The organism is Paenibacillus sp. FSL H7-0331 (genome assembly GCF_001956045.1).
Map to the genome: position 1 here is coordinate 209,740 of NZ_MRTH01000001.1, position 16,989 is coordinate 226,728.

Consider the following 16,989-nt stretch of genomic DNA (forward strand, 5'->3'; position numbering starts at 1 on the left):
AGCTCTACCCAATTATTATGATAGTTAGAAAAAGGGGGGTCCTCCATGCCAGAAAAAAAGATTCGCATATTGATTGCAGATGATATGGAAGCCCATCGAAGAAGATTGGAACGAGTCATAGCACAATCCGACCAAATGGAATGTGTGGCCAAAGCATCCTCCGGATATGAAACCATCATGCATGCAGCAATCGAGCAGCCGGATATCATTTTAATGGACATTGAAATGGAAAGCTCTTATGCAGGGATTGATGCGGCCCGACAAATCAACGAAAAGCTGCCTCATATCAAAATTATCGTACTTACCGTGCACAAAGACGAAAATTTTATCTTTTCTGCTTTTCAAACTGGAATTATCGATTATTTGCTTAAGACATCGACGAATGAGGAGGTGATCGAAGCTATTCTTTCCGCCTATCATAACCGTTCACCTATTCGCCCAATGATCGCTGAGAAAATCAGGGAGGAATTTGCTAGAGTAAAGCGAACCGAAAGCAGTCTGCTTTACATCATCCAGATCATCTCCGAATTAACGCCAAGCGAGCTTCAGGTGCTTCGTTTGTTATGCGAAGGTAAGTCCAGAAAGCAAATTGCGGAAGAACGCAGTGTTGAATACGAAACGATCAAGAAACAAATCAACAGCTTATTAAAAAAATTCCACCAATCCAGCATCGCTGAAGTGATACGGTCCGTCAACGAATTACGTATTTTCGAAGTGTTGAGAAAGCTGTAAGTCATATAGCCCCTGCTTTGGCTTCACAACCAAACAGGGGCTATCTATGTCGTACATTCTCAGATTAAAGAAAATTCATCATCAAGTTTGGTCAACCAGGATTGAAGCTCATTCTCCAGCTCCAAGGCAACGGAATCATCAGGAACCCCATTAAATTCGATTGGAAACATCTGATACGGATCCTGCTCATTATCATACAACAACCGCTTGACGCATTGATCATGGATAGATTTCTGGACGACATAGGTATAGCGGGAAGTACGTACACCTCGCCAACCGTAAGCGTTGATATTGTCTCCCTGCTGCTGCGCCAGCTCGTGCTCATTTACAGCTCCTGGATAATGACAAATAAATGTCGAGGCAGGTCGATTTCCTTCCTTACCGCGAATAATTCCAGTATGGTCGATACCCTGAATGTGCGTCGGTACTGATATCCCGATTAAGCCAAGCAAAGTCGGAACGATATCGGCACTGTTGAACAATATAGAGTCTTGGCGTGGTTTCAACTCACGAGGATAACGGATAAAAAAGGGAACAGCTATAGATTCCTCATACCATACATTTTTGTGTTCAAGCCATCCATGGCCCCCCATCATTTCGCCATGATCCGATGTAAGGACAACGATCGTATCTTCGGCAAGGCTCTCTTCTTCCAGCACGGCAAGCAATCGACCAAATTCGTAATCGGTTCCCGTCACAGCAGCATAATAATCTCGTATATGCTGCTGCGCTTGTTCTGTGCCTTCCCCAAGAACATTGGGACGAAGGTGAATAGGCTTATCAGCATACAAAGCTTTATACGAATCCGGCACCTGTTCAAAAGGCTGATGAGGCGGATTCCACGATACAAACAGGCAAAAAGGCTGTTCTGAATTGTGCTCTCTTATGAACTCAATCGCTACATCTGTTTCATGCTTGGTCGACCACTCATGGGGCACAATCTGGTGGTGCGAATCCGTCCAATAATGGGGTGCCATATGCTGATCATTGGCATTGTACGCATACCAATAATCGAAACCAAATCTGCGGGGGCCCGGAGGGATGTAAGCATCCCAGTGTTTTGCCCCGGACTCCGGCTCAGGCACGAAGGATTGCTCAGGCAAGTCCAGATGCCACTTCCCAATATATCCGGTGCGATAACCTGCGCTGCTCAATATATTACCGATCGTAATCTCATCATCATGAAGCTTTACAGGAAGCCCCAGCTTACAGTTCGTCGTTACCCCTGTGGATAGAGGGAACCGTCCCGTCATCATGACTGAGCGATTCGGCGAGCAAAGCGGGAAACAACTGATCGCGTTATCCAAATCAACACTTTCCGCAGCAAACCGGTCAATGTTGGGTGTGTACACTTCATCCTCGTTTCGAAAACCTACTGCCTGTTTTCGCCACTGGTCTGGAAATACAAACAGAATATTGGGCTTTTTTATCGACATGGTTATAACCTCCCTATACTATTTCTATTTATAAATAAATCCTGCTGTTGAGCATGTGAAACCCTCGGTATCTGCATAGGCTATTTACCTAGTTCCAAGATCAAATTCAACTTTATTTTACTTCGAATCCTGCTTATCTCACAGTTGAATGTTTTATTCACCTTGCGATTCACTGGTCATTCATTTCACTTATTGTTTACTCTGTACTGCATGAAGCGAGCAAATATTCGCTTGGTTCGCCCCGTTATCAATCCAGCTTCTACCGCTGCCACAACAGCTTGAGCGTACCAAGCGTGCTGAGGGACATCATCAAAATACATTTGGCCACTTGCTTGTAGACGCAAATTCCGAGTAATTATGGCGGCAAACTATGATTTAGAGGTGAATCCGAAGGAGCAAACCTGCCACAGCTTCTTTGGCCCGCACGCAGCAAAAAACCTTAGATCGTCTCTTTATAAAAGAGCTTATCTAAGGCTTTTTTAATATAATATAAGTTATAAGGCCTCTGCAGGCCTTGAAGTTGTTTAGATCAATGAATATTCTCATAAAAGTAGACCCCACATAAGCAAGGTCTACTTCATGTATCGGATATGCCGGATTTGAACCGACGACCTCATCCACCCCAAGGATGCGCGCTACCAAGCTGCGCTAATATCCGTTGTTCCCTCGGTTCCTTGCGGGCATAAACGCTTGTCGGACGTGGTGTTTTCGCTCAAATGGAGAACCGATCTTTACTGTTTGTTGGACTATATTATATCACGTAGCCGCGGATCCTTGCAACCTAAACCGATACAACTTGTGGTTCACTTAGCTATTTGTAGAAGCAATTCAAATACATCTGCAACCACCTTTTGGATCGTTTTCGTGCAACACCGATTATGAGCCGAAAGCTTTCATATTTGAGCGCATACGTGTACGTTCTAAGCGACTTACCCTGCGTATGTAGGACGACACACGTGTGGACGCGTTAAACCACTCTAAAACTCCATTTCTGGCGATCTGACAGCACTTATATACAAAGGATACTCAAAGGATCCACGTTACCGTGTTGTGCTAATACCCATGATGTCGGGCTGCCGTAACAAAAAAAGACACCTTAACCTGTTCAGGTTAAGGTGTCGCTCATACCATCAGTTCATACAATGGAAGTATGTAGAAATGAGTATGTAGGAAAAAACATTATGATTGAATTCCATCTTTCAAAGCTTTGCCTGGTTTGAAAGCAGGGATTTTGCTAGAAGGAATTTCGATTTCTTCGCCTGTTTGCGGGTTACGTCCTTTACGAGCGGAACGTTCACGAACTTCAAAGTTTCCAAATCCAACTAATTGCACTTTATCTCCACCTTGTAGGGCTTCGGAAATTGCTTCAAATACAGCTTCAACCGCTTTAGTCGCATCCTTCTTGGAAAGCTCGGATGTTTCTGCTACTTTGTTGATCAATTCAGATTTATTCATGCCATTCACCTCCCCCCAAGATTAATTTATACCGTTACTTTCTTTGTTAACTGAAATGTTCAAAAATATACATAGGAAATTAAGGAAACCGAACAAATCAAGATTATATTAATACACCCACAGCACTTTATCAAGTACAAACCAAAAAATGCACCCCTCGGAGTGCATTTTTATCACTATTATTTGTTATTTTACAAAATTATGGCAATTAATCCGCCTGAGCCTTCGTTAATGATACGACCGAGTGTTTCTTGAAGCTTGTATCGTGCATTGTCCGGCATCATGGCGAGCTTGCCTTGAATACCCTCTCGAACGATGGAATGAAGCGATCTTCCGAATATATCCGACTCCCATATTTTCAATGGATTATCCTCGAAATCCTGCATCAAATACCGAACCAGCTCTTCACTTTGTTTCTCGGTCCCGATAATCGGCGAGAACTCGGATTCTACATCGACCCTGATCATGTGAATCGAAGGCGCAGTCGCCTTCAGCCTAACGCCAAAGCGTGAACCTTGACGAATGAGTTCCGGCTCATCCAGTGCCATATCCGCAAGTGACGGAGGGGCAATGCCATACCCAGTCGTTTTCACCATTTCCAGCGCTTCCGCAAAATGATCGTATTCCCTTTTGGCATGACTGAATTCCTGCATCATCTGCAGAAGGTGATCCTTGCCGCGGATCTCAACACCGACGACCTCCATCAAAATCCGGTCATACAGCTCATCGGGCGCATACAAATCGATCTCAGCCACACCTTGGCCCATATTCATTCCCGCTAAGGCAGCTTTATCAATAAATTCATATTCTTCGAAATGACTGACAACACGATCCACATCACGAAGCCTGCGAATATCTTGAACCGTCTCCCTTACCGAATTCTCGAAGTGGGAGCGCAGCCAGTGACTATCTGACAGAACCATAACCCAGCTCGGAAGATTGACGTTAACTTCATGTACAGGAAATTCGTAAAGCACCTCGCGCAGCACAGACATCATGTCATCTTCATTCATATTGGCTACACTCATCGACACTACCGGTATATCATGTGTTGCCTGAAGCTGGCTTCTTAGCTCCTGAGCAATCTCACCATTAGGCTTGGTTGAGTTCACAATCACAATAAACGGTTTACCGACTTCTTTCAACTCATTAATAATACGGTCTTCAGCATCTACATAAGAGGAACGTGGAATTTCGGCGATAGAGCCGTCTGTGGTAATAACCACACCAAGCGTTGCATGCTCCTGAATGACCTTTCGGGTACCGATCTCAGCCGCTTCCTGAAACGGAATGGCTTCATCAAACCACGGTGTGTTAATCATTCTCGGCCCATGCTCATCCTCGTAGCCTTTGGCACCATCTATGACATAGCCGACACAATCAACCAATCGAACGTTTACATTCAAACCTTCTGCTACATGCAGCTGCACAGCTGTGTTCGGTACAAACTTCGGTTCAGTCGTCATGATTGTGCGTCCCGCCGCGCTTTGCGGGAGCTCATCCGTTGCACGTGCCCGATCCGCTTCATTTTGAATATTCGGCAGCACGATGGATTCCATGAAACGTTTGATAAACGTCGACTTCCCCGTACGGACCGCCCCTACGACCCCCAGGTAAATATCCCCGCCCGTACGCTCTGCAATGTCTTTAAAAATATCCACTTTTTCCAATGAGAATCCCTCCTACAGGTGGTATAAAGCGAAACTCGTACTATTCTTTTAGATTAGTAAAATATATGTACGAGTTAGCCAATTATGATAAATTGTTTAACCGAACTTTCTTGCTATCACTCCTTGCTCATAACGGCATAGCGAGCCGCTGCATCATCTCTCTGAAACTATATGAACAGGACGCGCCAATTATTCTGCAACGACGCAAAAAACCTCTATCTCCCTTCAATTTCAAGGTGATAGAGGCTAACAAGCCGGTTCAGTGTACCAAATGATTACATAGGCACTCCCATAACAGGTGTTGGTTGTCCATTAATCCAGTGATACGCGTAGGAGCGAGCAGGTACATAATAAGATTCCCTGACTAGTAATTCTCTCAGGTCCTGCTTGTCATTCAAACTGGTCTGAAGCGACTTTTTATCGATGAGCCGCATCATTTCCTCAGCGTAATCGATTGCTACCTGCCCCATATCATTCATGAGAAAAGGAAGCTGTACCTGTCGGGTATACATACTTTGCGCCACAATCGGTTTTTTGTTCATTTTTGCAAAATCAATTCGGTAAAAGGCAGAAGAAACAGCTTCTCCCTTAGGAATTTGTCCATTATTTTTGGCTTTGTATTCGTCTACAAGCTTCTGAACCTCAACCGTTTTTTGAAAAGAAGTGAGGTCCATCATTTTAACCGTCGGCTTGGTTTCCACATCAACCAGGACATAGATCACGCTGCCGCCATTTTCAAAAGCATTCGCCGGCACATTGCTGATCAACGAACGTTCTTTAAGTTTTTTAAAATCAATCGGATACTTTTCATAGATCGGAGTCGTTTCTTCACTGTTTTTAATCGGTAACACATGCGTCTTGGCCTGAAATTGGTCAATCGCGCTTTGAACAACAACAACAAATTCACCTGTAGCAACCTGCTGTTCCTTGCGCATCTCCTGTGGATACATACAGCCTGTCAGCAGCAGCATACACAATCCCAACATGAATAAGGCCACAGCTGACTTTTTACTTTCTCTCATCACCTAATCGTCCTCTCGCTGTGCTTCCAGCTGCTTGCGAATCGCGGCCTTGAGCGGGTCTTCAGGAATCGTTACCGTAACATCCCCGGTCACCTTGGCTTGGCAGGCAAGCCGGTACCCCTGATCCTGCAGTCCTCCCAGCTTTAATCGTTCGTTCGTATTGAGCGGAGCGAGACCAGACTGATCGGACACGATAACCTTGCACATTAAACAAGCCGCCTTACCGTCACAGCGCGTTCGAATATGAACTCTGGCCTTGCGGGAAACTTCCAGAATCGACATTCCCGGCTTGGCCTGGAACGATTTGTTATCCGGTTCGAAACTCACATTAGCTCCCATATCATCTTCACTCCTTAATCCAACCTCATCGGTTTACGTCAGCAGAAGTCTTTGGAGCTCATGAATAAGGGATTCACTGCAAGCATTACGCTCTACCAAAGCCTCCATAGCATGACTCCATGCCGATTGTCGACTTTTCATAACCGCCGCGATAGCCTCATAGCGGTCCGGACGATTGCGAAGAACATTAAAGATAAGCTCGTGCTCCAAGGGCATTACATGCAGCGTCTCCAAACTTTCCCTTGTGGAAGCCTCTCCTGTTAAATGAATCTTTGGACTGTAGTGCTTGTGTAAATAGTCCACTTCCACTTTATATAAGCTATCCTTGCTCGTAACTTCAAATCCTCCTACGAGTTCAACCTTGGCCCCTTCAATCCTGTAATGACTCAGAATAGAGCGATAGATGGAGGAACGGTCTTCAACCTGGGAATCTGTAGCATAATCGGACAAAGCTTGATGAAGCTCAAGTGCTCCCTCAGCGTCAACATACAGGTCCAGATCACGAGGAGCAGCGGTCAGAGCAACACCCTGCAGCAACAGCCCACAGCTGCCACCTACAAGCCACGGCGTCTCAACCTCCCGTAAGCAGCTCTGAATCGTTCTGAGCGGTCCTGCTAGCGTTTCCCATGCATACATCTGATAATCCCCCCTGCAAACCTTGTCATTTGTATAACCGGATGTCAGGACCCTTCGTTAAAAGTACGGTTTGTGTGTTATCGTTACCGGTCCATCCTCTTTCATAACCGCCTGACAAGCAAGACGGTATCCCGCATCCAATTCCTCCGGCTCCAAACGATCCCATTCCGCATCCGTCACCTCTTTAAGATGCTCCCGTCCTTCTGTTACCAGACAACGGCAGCGTGCACAGGTTCCTCGAGTACAGGCAAACCCCCAATCCACTTCATGCTTGAGAGCCAGGTCCAGCACGGTCAATCCGCTTTCCCCTTCTACATGCTTCTGTATCTTACGTCCGTTAAGTAAAACCATAACGAGTTTAATCCTCCATTTACAAGATAGACACTACCATATACAGCAAAATGGGTACAAACATCAGAAAAGCAATGATAGACAAAATAATCCGTATAACACCCCTTGTACGGTTTCTTGCGTATGAAATCAAGAAGGACGCTCCTGCCATCAACCCGATGGCCACGAACGATGCCCACATTTTATCCATTGGACTCATTTATTCGCTGCTCCTTATATAAATCAAATAGGCCTAAACATGCCCTATTATACCATAATTCACACAGCAACGTGACTTCAAGCCGTGAAGCCTATGTGACAGAAAAAAAGCACAAGCCATTCCCCAAGGAATGTCTCATGCCGGAACCGATCACTTTTTGGAAATCATTTTCACCATTTGTTCCATGTTGCCTACGCTCATCTTGCTGCTTTTGATAGCATGAATCAATTCATTAACCGTTGCCTCCGATACGGGTACATTCACAAGACCGGATACCTGCTTAATGAGCTGCTTCAATTGTGCATCACTTTGCAAGGTAGAAGGCTTGACTCCGCTAGCGAGTTTATGAATGTCCTTCTCGCTGACACTTTTACCGGTTTTTTTCTTGACAGCGTTGAGTACATCCTTGGATACATCCTTATTAGCCATTTTATCCCTCCTACAAGCTTTCCTTTAGGAAAGCTAGCATCGTAAACAATCGCTGAGCCACTTCCAGATATGCTAACTTCGCGAGCATCCTCTGAGCTTTTACAGCAAAGCAGCTTGGTAGGTTGTTCCTAGTCCTACTGAAGTATTTTATGAAGGAGGGATATCAACCGTGTAGGCGGCTGACTAAAAGGGTTCAGAATGTTTACAGAGGCTTGTCTGACTCAGTCTATCTCATCTTTACGTCCACGACCCATCAGGTCGTCTGCAGCCGCTATCGGCTCTTTCCCATTAAACAACACCTCATACAGCTGTTCAGCAATCGGCATTGTGACTTCATACTGTCGGGATAACCTGTAAGCTGCCTGCGTCGTTTTGACACCCTCTACAACCATTCCCATTTCCTGCAGCACCTCAGGGAGCGGTTTACCCTGAGCCAACAAATAACCGGCCCGCCAATTACGGCTGTGCTTGCTCGTGCAGGTAACTACCAGATCACCGATACCTGCCAAACCGGCAAAAGTAAGAGGATTCCCCCCCATTGCCGTTCCGAGACGGGATATTTCAGCTAACCCCCGGGTCAGCAAGGCCGCCTTCGCATTATCCCCAAATTCCAGACCGTCAGTTAAACCGGCACCCAAAGCAATAATATTTTTTAAGGCACCGCTCACTTCCACACCAACGACATCCGGATTCGTGTACACACGAAAATAAGAATTGATCAATAGATCCTGGGCGGCCTCAGCAGCAGCCATACTTTCCGAAGCGACAACGACGGTGGTCGGACATTGTTTAATTACTTCCTCCGCATGACTCGGACCGGATAACACGACGATGGAAGCCGCATCATAATCGGGCAGCTCATCAGCTAATACCGTGCTCATCCGTTTCAGGCTGTCTGCCTCGAAGCCTTTGGTTGCATGAATAAGAAGCGTTTCTTTTGACAAGAACGCCCTCATTTGTGAAGCCACACTCCGCAGAGCAGAGGAAGGTGCAACCACGATTACCGCATCGGCTTGAAATAATGCTTCTTCCATCGAGGTCGTTGCGCGAATCTTATCAGACAGCACCGTATCCCCCAGAAACCGGTGGTTGCGATGCTCCTGATTAATTTCCATTACCTGCTCTTCATTACGTGACCATAAGGTGACATCCAGCTGGTTTTCCGCCAGCACGGAGGCAATCGCGGTTCCCCAGCTTCCAGCTACAAGCACAGATACTTTTCGAGGCATGAGCCCACCTCCGATTATTTTTTGGCACCCAGCTTATTCTCTTTTCCATGGAGGAGCTTTACGATGTTGCTGCGATGACGATACCAAGCGAATACGAACAGGATTAAGCTCACGATAAATATTTCCATAGGGAAACCCATTGACCAGATAAAGATAGGTAAGAGTGCGGTAAGAAGCAGGGACCCCAAGGAAACATATCGAGTAATCGCAATAACTAGTATAGCGGCTGCACCAGCAATTAAGACAGGAACAAAAGCAAGCGTGATCATTACACCGATCGTGGTGGCAATCCCTTTGCCGCCTCGAAAACCATAAAATATCGGCCAGTTGTGCCCTGCGATAGCAGCGACACCACACAACACCAATAATAACGAGCTGCCGCCACCTAACCAGCTTCCGAGCATGACGGCAATAACTCCCTTTAAAGCATCCAACAGCAGCACCGTAACCCCAGGTCCTACACCAAGAACCCGTAACGTATTGGTAGCTCCCGCATTACCGCTGCCATGATTTCGGATATCAATCCCTTTGAGCAGCTTTCCTGCCAACAAACTAAAGCTGACCGAACCGAGCAAATATCCGATCAGGATGGGTATGACATACCACACCGCGCACCGCTCCTATTCATCATCTGATTTTTTCCGCGAAAACAGCCTCATCGGTGTTCCAACAAATCCAAAAGCAGCACGAATTTTATTTTCCAGGTAACGCTCGTAAGAGAAATGCATCATTTCCGGATCATTGACAAAAACAATAATTGTCGGCGGTTTCACTGTAACCTGGGTCGCGTAGTTGATTCTTAGTCTTCTACCTTTGTCTGTCGGCGGCGGGTTAATAGCTACCGCATCCGATATCACATCGTTCAAAACATGGGTCTGAATACGAAGCGCATGCTGTTCAGCTACCTGAACGACGACAGGAAGCAGCTTATGTAATCGCGACTTGGTTTTGGCAGAAAGAAACACTATGGGCGCATAGGTCATGAACAGAAAATGATCACGAATCTTTTGTGAAAATTCCTTCATCGTTTTCTCGTCCTTCTCTACCATATCCCATTTGTTAACGACGAAAATAGCTGCTTTACCCGCTTCATGCGCGTAACCGGCAACATGCTTGTCCTGCTCGATAATGCCTTCTTCACCATTAATCAGCACAAGAGCCACATCAGCTCGCTCAATGGCTTTCATCGCACGCATAACACTGTATTTTTCCGTATTTTCATATACCTTACCGCGTTTACGCATACCTGCCGTATCGATAATGACATATTTCTGTCCATCCCGTTCAAACGGGGTGTCAATCGCATCACGGGTCGTACCCGCAACATCACTAACGATAACCCGATCCTCGCCAAGAATCGCATTGACAAGTGAGGATTTGCCCACATTCGGTCGGCCGATAAGCGCAACACGAATAACATCCTCCCCATACTCCTCTTCCTCGTTCTCCGGAAAGCTACCGACAACCGCATCCAATAAATCTCCGAGTCCGGTACCGTGAGAACCTGAAATCCCATATGGAGTTCCGAAGCCTAAGCTGTAAAACTCGTAAATATCATCCTGACGCTTGATGTTATCGATTTTGTTAACGGCAAGCACAATTGGTTTCTTGGCACGAAATAAAAGCTCTGCTACCTCAGAATCCGCCGCAGTAATCCCTGCTTTACCATCAACCATAAAAATAATAACATCGGATTCCTCGATAGCCAGCTCTGCCTGGGCACGAACCGATTTTAACAGCTCGCTATCCCCTTCTATCTCAATACCGCCGGTATCGATGACACTGAAATTGTGATCCAGCCATTCCCCAACTCCATACAAACGATCCCGGGTTACTCCGGGCATATCCTCTACAATTGCAAGCCTGTCGCCAACGATACGGTTAAAAATCGTCGATTTCCCGACATTCGGTCGGCCAACAATGGCTACTATAGGTCTCGCCACTAAACTTCATTCCTTTCTTGGGTGAAGCAAAATTCGCAACTCGAAAAATTCCACAACTTACATCATAGCATTTGACTTATACGAAATCAATGTAAATGCTAACCATGTATTTAAAATGATCGGACCATCCGATAAACACGGCTAGTCATCCTTACTGCTTATTTTTTTGACCCCTGCCTTAATTACGTTCGTCATGCTGATAAAACCGTGCTTTCCGACCAAAAACGCATACATCAAACCAATGGACAAGCTTCTTGTCACCACAAGGGTCAACCACCATCGATCCTGCAAGCGTAAGGAACCCAACTCAATACCAACATGCCTTTTGTTAATATAGATGATGTAACCCTCACCAAGCAGCAGACCAATCGAAATAGCCGCTATCTGTGCAGAAGGATGCTTGATGGTAATTACAGCCAAAACTCCGATTGACAGCGCCATAGCAAGCTCCAAGTTTCCGTATATGGAAGCAGGCATCAGTTGAACCGTCTCCTGCATAAAAAACGATAATGACCCCATCAAAGCACCAACCGATATAATATGAAGCTTATGATACAGCGCTCCCGGCAGCCTCCACAAAATGCATATCACCATAATTAACAAAACAGGAACCCAGACAGCCAAAGTTCCGAACGGTAGCGAGATGACCAAGCAATTCCCGATGATCCACAAAACAAAAAAAAGAAGTATCACTCTGGAAGTTATACCTCTCAACAAAAAATCCTTCCAGCCGCTGACAAACAAAATTATCGTGATGATCATTAGCAACCATGATAAATACCCTGGATTCATTGGCACCCACCTAAAAGTTTTCCTTGGAAAACTAACCTCGTAAGCATAGACCTAAAACTTTATAGCAACGCTTTACTTGACCTTAGTATGGCTATATGCAGGTATATTTATCAATCCAGTTCGACTTGCGTAGCTTCTGATATCTATGCCTCTTGCTGTGCACCACTCAGCAGTCTCGCCCCTAATGACAAGAGGGACGTTCCATAAATCTTCTATAGTGCCAGCGCCGAGAGCTGTCATTAACAGCTTTAACTCCTGATGCATGTCATCCATTCTATTTATCAAAGCAGCTGTTCCCTCGGTTCGCTGTATGTGCAGAAAGGCTCCTGCAATCCCCACAGCTGAGGCTCCTAATGAGAGGGCTTTGCAGGCCTCCAGACTTCCTCGTACGCCTCCAGAGCCGATAACGGTCAGTTTTTTATGAGGTGCAGTATGTGGTCTCATTAACTTGACTGCCTCGAATACCTCCAACAAGGCAATAGTGGTTTTGCATCCCCAGTCATTCAGCCAGTCCATTTGCACATTTCGCCGTGCATTTTCAATGGCTGCAAAATTGGTGCCACCATAGCCCCCGACATCGATTGTACTTACACCTGCCTCCAGTAAGGCAGCAGCGCTTTCCCGCGCCATACCAAAGCCGACTTCCTTTACAATAACAGGTACGTGCAACCGCTCTACAATGGTTGAGATTCTTTCCAGCATCCCTGTAAAATCACGATCACCTTCGGGCATAATGAGCTCTTGCATGACGTTCAAGTGAATCTGAAGCGCATCAGCCTGAAGCATGTCAACAGCCCTTTCGGCTTGTTCGAGAGTGGCTTCACTTCCCAGATTGCCAAACACGATTCCGTTCGGATTCACTTGTCTTACGATTTGATAGCTGGAGGACACTTCGGCATTTTTAATTGCCGACATTTGAGAACCAACGGCCATAGCCAAACCACATTCTCGAGCTGCGATAGCTAATTCTCGATTAATTTCTTCTGTCTCTTGGGCCCCACCTGTCATCGCATTAACAATAATCGGCGAACTCAGTTTGAGTTCGCCGATCTGGGTTTGTAATGAGATTCGTCCTAATGAGGTTTCCGGGAGACAGTTATGGATCAGCTTAAGGTCAGAGAAACCTTGTTCTCCACTTTGCCCAAGCTTTAGCGCATGATGTACATGCTCCAACTTTCTCGGAATGCGCAACGTGACTCCTCATTTCAATCTATTATTTAAATTTGCTTAATTTTTCGCCAAGAAGCTCGCCCAAAGTCGTGTTTAATCCTTGGTTTTGGTATTCCTCAGCAATAACTGTTTTTTCTCTTGGTGCTCTAGAAGGTCTGTCCCCTCTGTCTCCACCTTTATCATTTCTTGCAGCAGGAGTCGCTGAAGCAGGAGCTTCTTCTGTTTCCTTAATGCTCAAGCTGATACGTTTCTCATCTAGGTTAAGATCCAAAATTTTCACTTGAACCTCTTGACCTTCCTTCAATACTTCAGAAGGAGTAGCTACGTGACGATGAGCGATTTGGGAAATATGTACCAAACCTTCAACACCTGGAGCCACTTCTACAAACGCACCGAATTGAGCCAGGCGCTTAACTGTTCCTGTGATGATATCACCAACGTTAAAGCTGCTGGTTCCTTGCTGCCATGGTCCTGGTTGAGTTGCTTTAATACTTAGGCTGATTCGCTCGTTAGCTGGGTCCAGCTTCAGAATTTGCACCTTAACCTGATCACCTTCTTTTACAACTTCCGAAGGTGTTTCAACATGATGCCATGCCATTTCGGAAATATGAACCAAGCCATCAATACCACCGATATCAACAAACGCGCCAAATTGAGTTAGACGTTGAACAGTTCCCGTCAGCTCTTGACCTACTGATAGTTGGCCGATAATTTCTTTCTTTTTCACTTCAAACTCTTCATCCAGAACGTCTTTTTGCGAAAGGATAACTTTGTTTTTCTCACGATCGATTTCTTTGACACGCAGCTTCAAAGTGCGTCCTTTGTAATCGCTGAAATCTTCAACGAAATTACGCTCAACCATAGAAGCGGGTACAAAACCTCTCAAACCAACATCAACAACAAGTCCGCCTTTTACAACTTCAGCAACTTTTGCTTCCAGAATGGTTTTGTTGTCAAGATCAGCCTGAAGTTGATCCCAAGCCTTTTCGCTGTCAACTACACGTTTGGAAAGTACAAGCTTTTCCTTGTTGTCATCGATAGTCAGAACCTTCAACTCAACTTCCTGTCCCACTTCAACACCTTCACTAGCACTTCCTAATTGTACAGAAGAAAGCTCCTTAATATGAACAACACCATCATACTTGTAACCTACATCAACGAATGCTTGGTCATCCTCAATTTTAATGACTTTACCTTTAACAGTGTCACCTTTTTTGAGAATGGATACGTTACCCATCGATTCCTCTTGGGAAAGCTCTTGCTCTTGTGTGGATTGCTGCTCTGTTTGTTCTACTTGAATTTCTGCTTTAGTTTCTTCGGACATGGTTCAATTCCTCCTATGTTAGCAACCTCAACCAAATAAATTAGTTACAATTGCTGCTTTCTAATATAATTTACCAACGCAAAAATTACGCGGTTAATTGTTTTTCTAAGTATTCCACTAATTATCATTTTGATTCGTATTTCTTAACCAGATCACGAATGGCTTCCATGATACGGTTTGTTGCTTCTTCCACGCCCGAACTTCCGCTATCAGCAAACTCACTGATATCGAGAGGTTTGCCATACACAAGCGTCATTCTGCGAAAAGGCTTGTAGCCACCCACTATAGCAGAAGGAATAACAACCGCTCCTGATTTTAGTGCTAAGCTTGCCGCACCTTTCTTCCCTATTCCGCCCGCATTACTGCGAGATCCTTCCGGAAAAATCCCAAGGATCTGGTTGCCTTGTAAAAGCTGAAGCGATAAGCGGATCGATTCCTTGCTCACACCACCGCGTTTTACAGGAAACGCACTAATTCTTGGAAGTACCCAGCCCAGTACCGGCAAATCGAAAAGCTCAGCCTTTGCCATGTAATGTACACGTCTTGTGACAAGCGGACTCCCCAACAATGGCGGATCCATATTGCTTGTATGATTTGCACATAGGATAACAGGTTTGTCCTCAGGAATGTTCTCGATTCCAATTACTTTCAAACGGAATATCAAACGGAATATAAAATGAAATAGAGCACGTAAGGTAGAATAAAGCATATTACTTCCCTCCGCCGACTTTGGTTCTGCACAACTCCAAAATTCGCTCTACTACAAGAGGAATGGTTAAGTCGGTCGTGTCCAGCAATACAGCATCAGCGGCCTGAATCAAAGGAGCGTGTGTTCGTTGCGCATCCATCTGGTCGCGAGCAGCAATTTCCTGCTCCAGCTGTTCCAGAGTTACCTCTGGACGATCTCTGGTTTCATTGAATCTTCTCTCAGCTCTTACTTTAACACTTGCTGTGAGAAAAAACTTCAGCTCTGCATCAGGAAGAACATGAGTACCGATATCTCTGCCATCCATCACAACGCCTTTGTCAATTGCAAGAAGCTTTTGTTTATCTGTCAGAATGTGACGTACTTCTGCAATTCTCGCAATTTGCGAGACATTGCTCGTCACTTGAACAGTACGGATATCCAAGGTCACATCTCTTCCATTAACAATGACCTGTTGACCACTCGGGCCTGGTTCAAGACGAATGTCAAGTTCACGAGTCATAGCAATAACTTCAGATTCCTGCTCTGGTATAAGGCCGGCTTGCAGTATACTCCAGGTGACCGCGCGGTACATAGCCCCCGTATCTACATAAATAAATCCTAATGTATTGGCAACGAGTCGGGCAATTGTGCTCTTTCCTGCTCCCGCCGGACCATCTATAGCAATGTTAAATTTCTCCAAAACAAGGGCCTCCCAGAAATAAAAGTCATGCATGTGACAACAGACCCCGCCTGTAACCAATGAAAATTATACCATAGGTGAAAGTGGGATTGCAAAGCTGTCTCATACTTATTAACAGAAAGGTGAACCTTTCTGTTGGTTTACGGTCGTAAAATCGCATCCGGGATGCGGATCATCCATAGACTATTTTCATAAAAATAATTACATTTTTCGAAATTCAAGCTGTCTTTCAAAGCAGTATCTGATGATCTTCTGTCGATCTCTGTCGGTGATTTCGGCAAAACGCATCATAACCTGCTGTCTGCCCGATTCGAGCATTTTGATCCGAACCATCTCACCTTTGAAGGGAATGTGCTCAATTTGTCCATTCTTGTAATTCGCCAGCAGCCAGCAGCTGACCATTTGCTGTGCAGCAAGAGGAATATAACCGTCACACAAAAATGAGATACCGCCTCCACCTACATCATCGGTAACCGCAATAAACTGTAATTGATCGGAATATTTCACCGCCATTTCGAGCTCTGCTGGTACACGAAGAAAGCTGCGACGCTGAATCTTCGTAATCGTTTCGGGAGCCGGCTTACGAATCTGTATCAGACGAATCACATCATCGGTAAATCCCAGCACAGAGGTAGTAAAATAGTTTTTTACACCGCCATCCAAAATAAAATAAGCCGATATTTCATCACCGATATAGAGTTTCTTCAGACGTCCTGTTTTCTCATTTATCGGGATTTCCATAAAAATCGAATTGTCATCCTGATCAGCAATCCTGGATTTATATTCCTGTTTCGCTTCTTCCTCATCGATTGAATTAATTTGTATATGTAAAATCTGGTTCACCTTTGGAAGCAATATGTGCACCCCCCACAAT

General features: G+C 45.2%; 20 protein-coding genes and 1 tRNA gene. 1 reads left to right on the forward strand and 20 read right to left on the reverse strand.

Annotated features, from left to right (window positions below; genetic code table 11):
* The first annotated feature begins 45 nt into the window (after window positions 1-45).
* A complete protein-coding gene (locus BK127_RS00970) occupies window positions 46-732 on the forward strand; it encodes a response regulator transcription factor (protein ID WP_076227622.1) in 687 nt (228 codons plus the stop codon).
* Window positions 733-791: 59 nt separating this feature from the next.
* Here the strand turns inward: BK127_RS00970 and BK127_RS00975 are convergent, their stop codons facing one another.
* From BK127_RS00975 to BK127_RS01070, 20 genes are all read right to left on the reverse strand, one after another.
* Window positions 792-2,168: a sulfatase family protein gene (locus tag BK127_RS00975; RefSeq protein WP_076227624.1), complete on the reverse strand. Its 1,377-nt coding sequence runs from the start codon at window positions 2,166-2,168 to the stop codon at window positions 792-794.
* 185 nt (window positions 2,169-2,353) lie between these two features.
* Window positions 2,354-2,488 (reverse strand): S-layer homology domain-containing protein, encoded by a 135-nt coding sequence (locus tag BK127_RS45650; RefSeq protein ID WP_083688958.1) that lies wholly within the window; start codon window positions 2,486-2,488, stop codon window positions 2,354-2,356.
* A 264-nt stretch (window positions 2,489-2,752) separates the two neighbouring features.
* Window positions 2,753-2,826: transfer RNA gene (locus tag BK127_RS00985), tRNA-Pro, on the reverse strand.
* Between the two features lie 521 nt (window positions 2,827-3,347).
* A complete protein-coding gene (locus tag BK127_RS00990; RefSeq protein WP_076227627.1) occupies window positions 3,348-3,623 on the reverse strand; it encodes an HU family DNA-binding protein in 276 nt (91 codons plus the stop codon).
* 191 nt (window positions 3,624-3,814) lie between these two features.
* Entirely contained in the window at window positions 3,815-5,293 is a 1,479-nt protein-coding gene (gene spoIVA / locus BK127_RS00995) for a stage IV sporulation protein A (RefSeq protein ID WP_076227629.1), read from the reverse strand.
* A gap of 275 nt (window positions 5,294-5,568) precedes the next feature.
* On the reverse strand, window positions 5,569-6,315 hold the full coding sequence (locus tag BK127_RS01000; RefSeq protein ID WP_076228358.1) for a hypothetical protein: 747 nt from the start codon (window positions 6,313-6,315) through the stop codon (window positions 5,569-5,571).
* Between the two features lie 3 nt (window positions 6,316-6,318).
* Window positions 6,319-6,654 carry a 2Fe-2S iron-sulfur cluster-binding protein gene (locus BK127_RS01005; protein ID WP_076227631.1) on the reverse strand — a complete coding sequence of 112 codons (336 nt, stop codon included), beginning with the start codon at window positions 6,652-6,654 and terminating at the stop codon, window positions 6,319-6,321.
* Between the two features lie 33 nt (window positions 6,655-6,687).
* A complete protein-coding gene (locus tag BK127_RS01010; RefSeq protein WP_076227633.1) occupies window positions 6,688-7,290 on the reverse strand; it encodes a nucleotidyltransferase domain-containing protein in 603 nt (200 codons plus the stop codon).
* A 57-nt stretch (window positions 7,291-7,347) separates the two neighbouring features.
* Window positions 7,348-7,641, reverse strand: coding sequence for a 2Fe-2S iron-sulfur cluster-binding protein (locus BK127_RS01015; RefSeq protein WP_076227635.1), 294 nt, complete (start codon window positions 7,639-7,641; stop codon window positions 7,348-7,350).
* Between the two features lie 19 nt (window positions 7,642-7,660).
* Complete coding sequence (locus BK127_RS01020) at window positions 7,661-7,840, reverse strand: DUF2768 family protein (RefSeq protein WP_076227637.1); 180 nt, start codon at window positions 7,838-7,840, stop codon at window positions 7,661-7,663.
* 150 nt (window positions 7,841-7,990) lie between these two features.
* On the reverse strand, window positions 7,991-8,269 hold the full coding sequence (locus BK127_RS01025; RefSeq protein WP_076227639.1) for a stage VI sporulation protein F: 279 nt from the start codon (window positions 8,267-8,269) through the stop codon (window positions 7,991-7,993).
* A gap of 221 nt (window positions 8,270-8,490) precedes the next feature.
* Complete coding sequence (locus BK127_RS01030) at window positions 8,491-9,498, reverse strand: NAD(P)H-dependent glycerol-3-phosphate dehydrogenase (RefSeq protein ID WP_076227641.1); 1,008 nt, start codon at window positions 9,496-9,498, stop codon at window positions 8,491-8,493.
* Between the two features lie 14 nt (window positions 9,499-9,512).
* Entirely contained in the window at window positions 9,513-10,106 is a 594-nt protein-coding gene (gene plsY, locus BK127_RS01035; RefSeq protein WP_256711131.1) for a glycerol-3-phosphate 1-O-acyltransferase PlsY, read from the reverse strand.
* Between the two features lie 12 nt (window positions 10,107-10,118).
* Window positions 10,119-11,441, reverse strand: coding sequence for a ribosome biogenesis GTPase Der (gene der, locus BK127_RS01040; protein ID WP_076227643.1), 1,323 nt, complete (start codon window positions 11,439-11,441; stop codon window positions 10,119-10,121).
* A gap of 141 nt (window positions 11,442-11,582) precedes the next feature.
* Window positions 11,583-12,203, reverse strand: a complete 621-nt coding sequence (locus BK127_RS01045; RefSeq protein ID WP_179097342.1) for a YphA family membrane protein — start codon at window positions 12,201-12,203, stop codon at window positions 11,583-11,585.
* A gap of 102 nt (window positions 12,204-12,305) precedes the next feature.
* On the reverse strand, window positions 12,306-13,424 hold the full coding sequence (gene fni / locus BK127_RS01050; protein ID WP_076227647.1) for a type 2 isopentenyl-diphosphate Delta-isomerase: 1,119 nt from the start codon (window positions 13,422-13,424) through the stop codon (window positions 12,306-12,308).
* Between the two features lie 22 nt (window positions 13,425-13,446).
* Window positions 13,447-14,727: a 30S ribosomal protein S1 gene (gene rpsA, locus BK127_RS01055; RefSeq protein ID WP_076227649.1), complete on the reverse strand. Its 1,281-nt coding sequence runs from the start codon at window positions 14,725-14,727 to the stop codon at window positions 13,447-13,449.
* A 124-nt stretch (window positions 14,728-14,851) separates the two neighbouring features.
* On the reverse strand, window positions 14,852-15,436 hold the full coding sequence (locus BK127_RS01060) for a lysophospholipid acyltransferase family protein (protein WP_076227651.1): 585 nt from the start codon (window positions 15,434-15,436) through the stop codon (window positions 14,852-14,854).
* 1 nt (window position 15,437) lies between these two features.
* On the reverse strand, window positions 15,438-16,115 hold the full coding sequence (cmk, locus tag BK127_RS01065) for a (d)CMP kinase (RefSeq protein ID WP_076227653.1): 678 nt from the start codon (window positions 16,113-16,115) through the stop codon (window positions 15,438-15,440).
* A 201-nt stretch (window positions 16,116-16,316) separates the two neighbouring features.
* Window positions 16,317-16,970, reverse strand: a complete 654-nt coding sequence (locus BK127_RS01070; RefSeq protein WP_076227655.1) for a flagellar brake protein — start codon at window positions 16,968-16,970, stop codon at window positions 16,317-16,319.
* Window positions 16,971-16,989: the final 19 nt, after the last annotated feature.

Excerpts from the sequence above, each read along its gene's own strand:
- BK127_RS00970 (WP_076227622.1), top strand. The coding sequence starts at position 46 with ATGCCAGAAAAAAAGATTCGCATATTGATTGCAGATGATATGGAAGCC.
- BK127_RS00975 (WP_076227624.1), bottom strand. The coding sequence starts at position 2,168 with ATGTCGATAAAAAAGCCCAATATTCTGTTTGTATTTCCAGACCAGTGG.
- BK127_RS45650 (WP_083688958.1), bottom strand. The coding sequence starts at position 2,488 with ATGTATTTTGATGATGTCCCTCAGCACGCTTGGTACGCTCAAGCTGTT.
- BK127_RS00990 (WP_076227627.1), bottom strand. The coding sequence starts at position 3,623 with ATGAATAAATCTGAATTGATCAACAAAGTAGCAGAAACATCCGAGCTT.
- BK127_RS01000 (WP_076228358.1), bottom strand. The coding sequence starts at position 6,315 with ATGAGAGAAAGTAAAAAGTCAGCTGTGGCCTTATTCATGTTGGGATTG.
- BK127_RS01005 (WP_076227631.1), bottom strand. The coding sequence starts at position 6,654 with ATGGGAGCTAATGTGAGTTTCGAACCGGATAACAAATCGTTCCAGGCC.
- BK127_RS01010 (WP_076227633.1), bottom strand. The coding sequence starts at position 7,290 with ATGTATGCATGGGAAACGCTAGCAGGACCGCTCAGAACGATTCAGAGC.
- BK127_RS01015 (WP_076227635.1), bottom strand. The coding sequence starts at position 7,641 with ATGGTTTTACTTAACGGACGTAAGATACAGAAGCATGTAGAAGGGGAA.
- BK127_RS01020 (WP_076227637.1), bottom strand. The coding sequence starts at position 7,840 with ATGAGTCCAATGGATAAAATGTGGGCATCGTTCGTGGCCATCGGGTTG.
- BK127_RS01025 (WP_076227639.1), bottom strand. The coding sequence starts at position 8,269 with ATGGCTAATAAGGATGTATCCAAGGATGTACTCAACGCTGTCAAGAAA.
- BK127_RS01030 (WP_076227641.1), bottom strand. The coding sequence starts at position 9,498 with ATGCCTCGAAAAGTATCTGTGCTTGTAGCTGGAAGCTGGGGAACCGCG.
- BK127_RS01045 (WP_179097342.1), bottom strand. The coding sequence starts at position 12,203 with ATGATCATCACGATAATTTTGTTTGTCAGCGGCTGGAAGGATTTTTTG.
- rpsA (WP_076227649.1), bottom strand. The coding sequence starts at position 14,727 with ATGTCCGAAGAAACTAAAGCAGAAATTCAAGTAGAACAAACAGAGCAG.
- BK127_RS01060 (WP_076227651.1), bottom strand. The coding sequence starts at position 15,436 with ATGCTTTATTCTACCTTACGTGCTCTATTTCATTTTATATTCCGTTTG.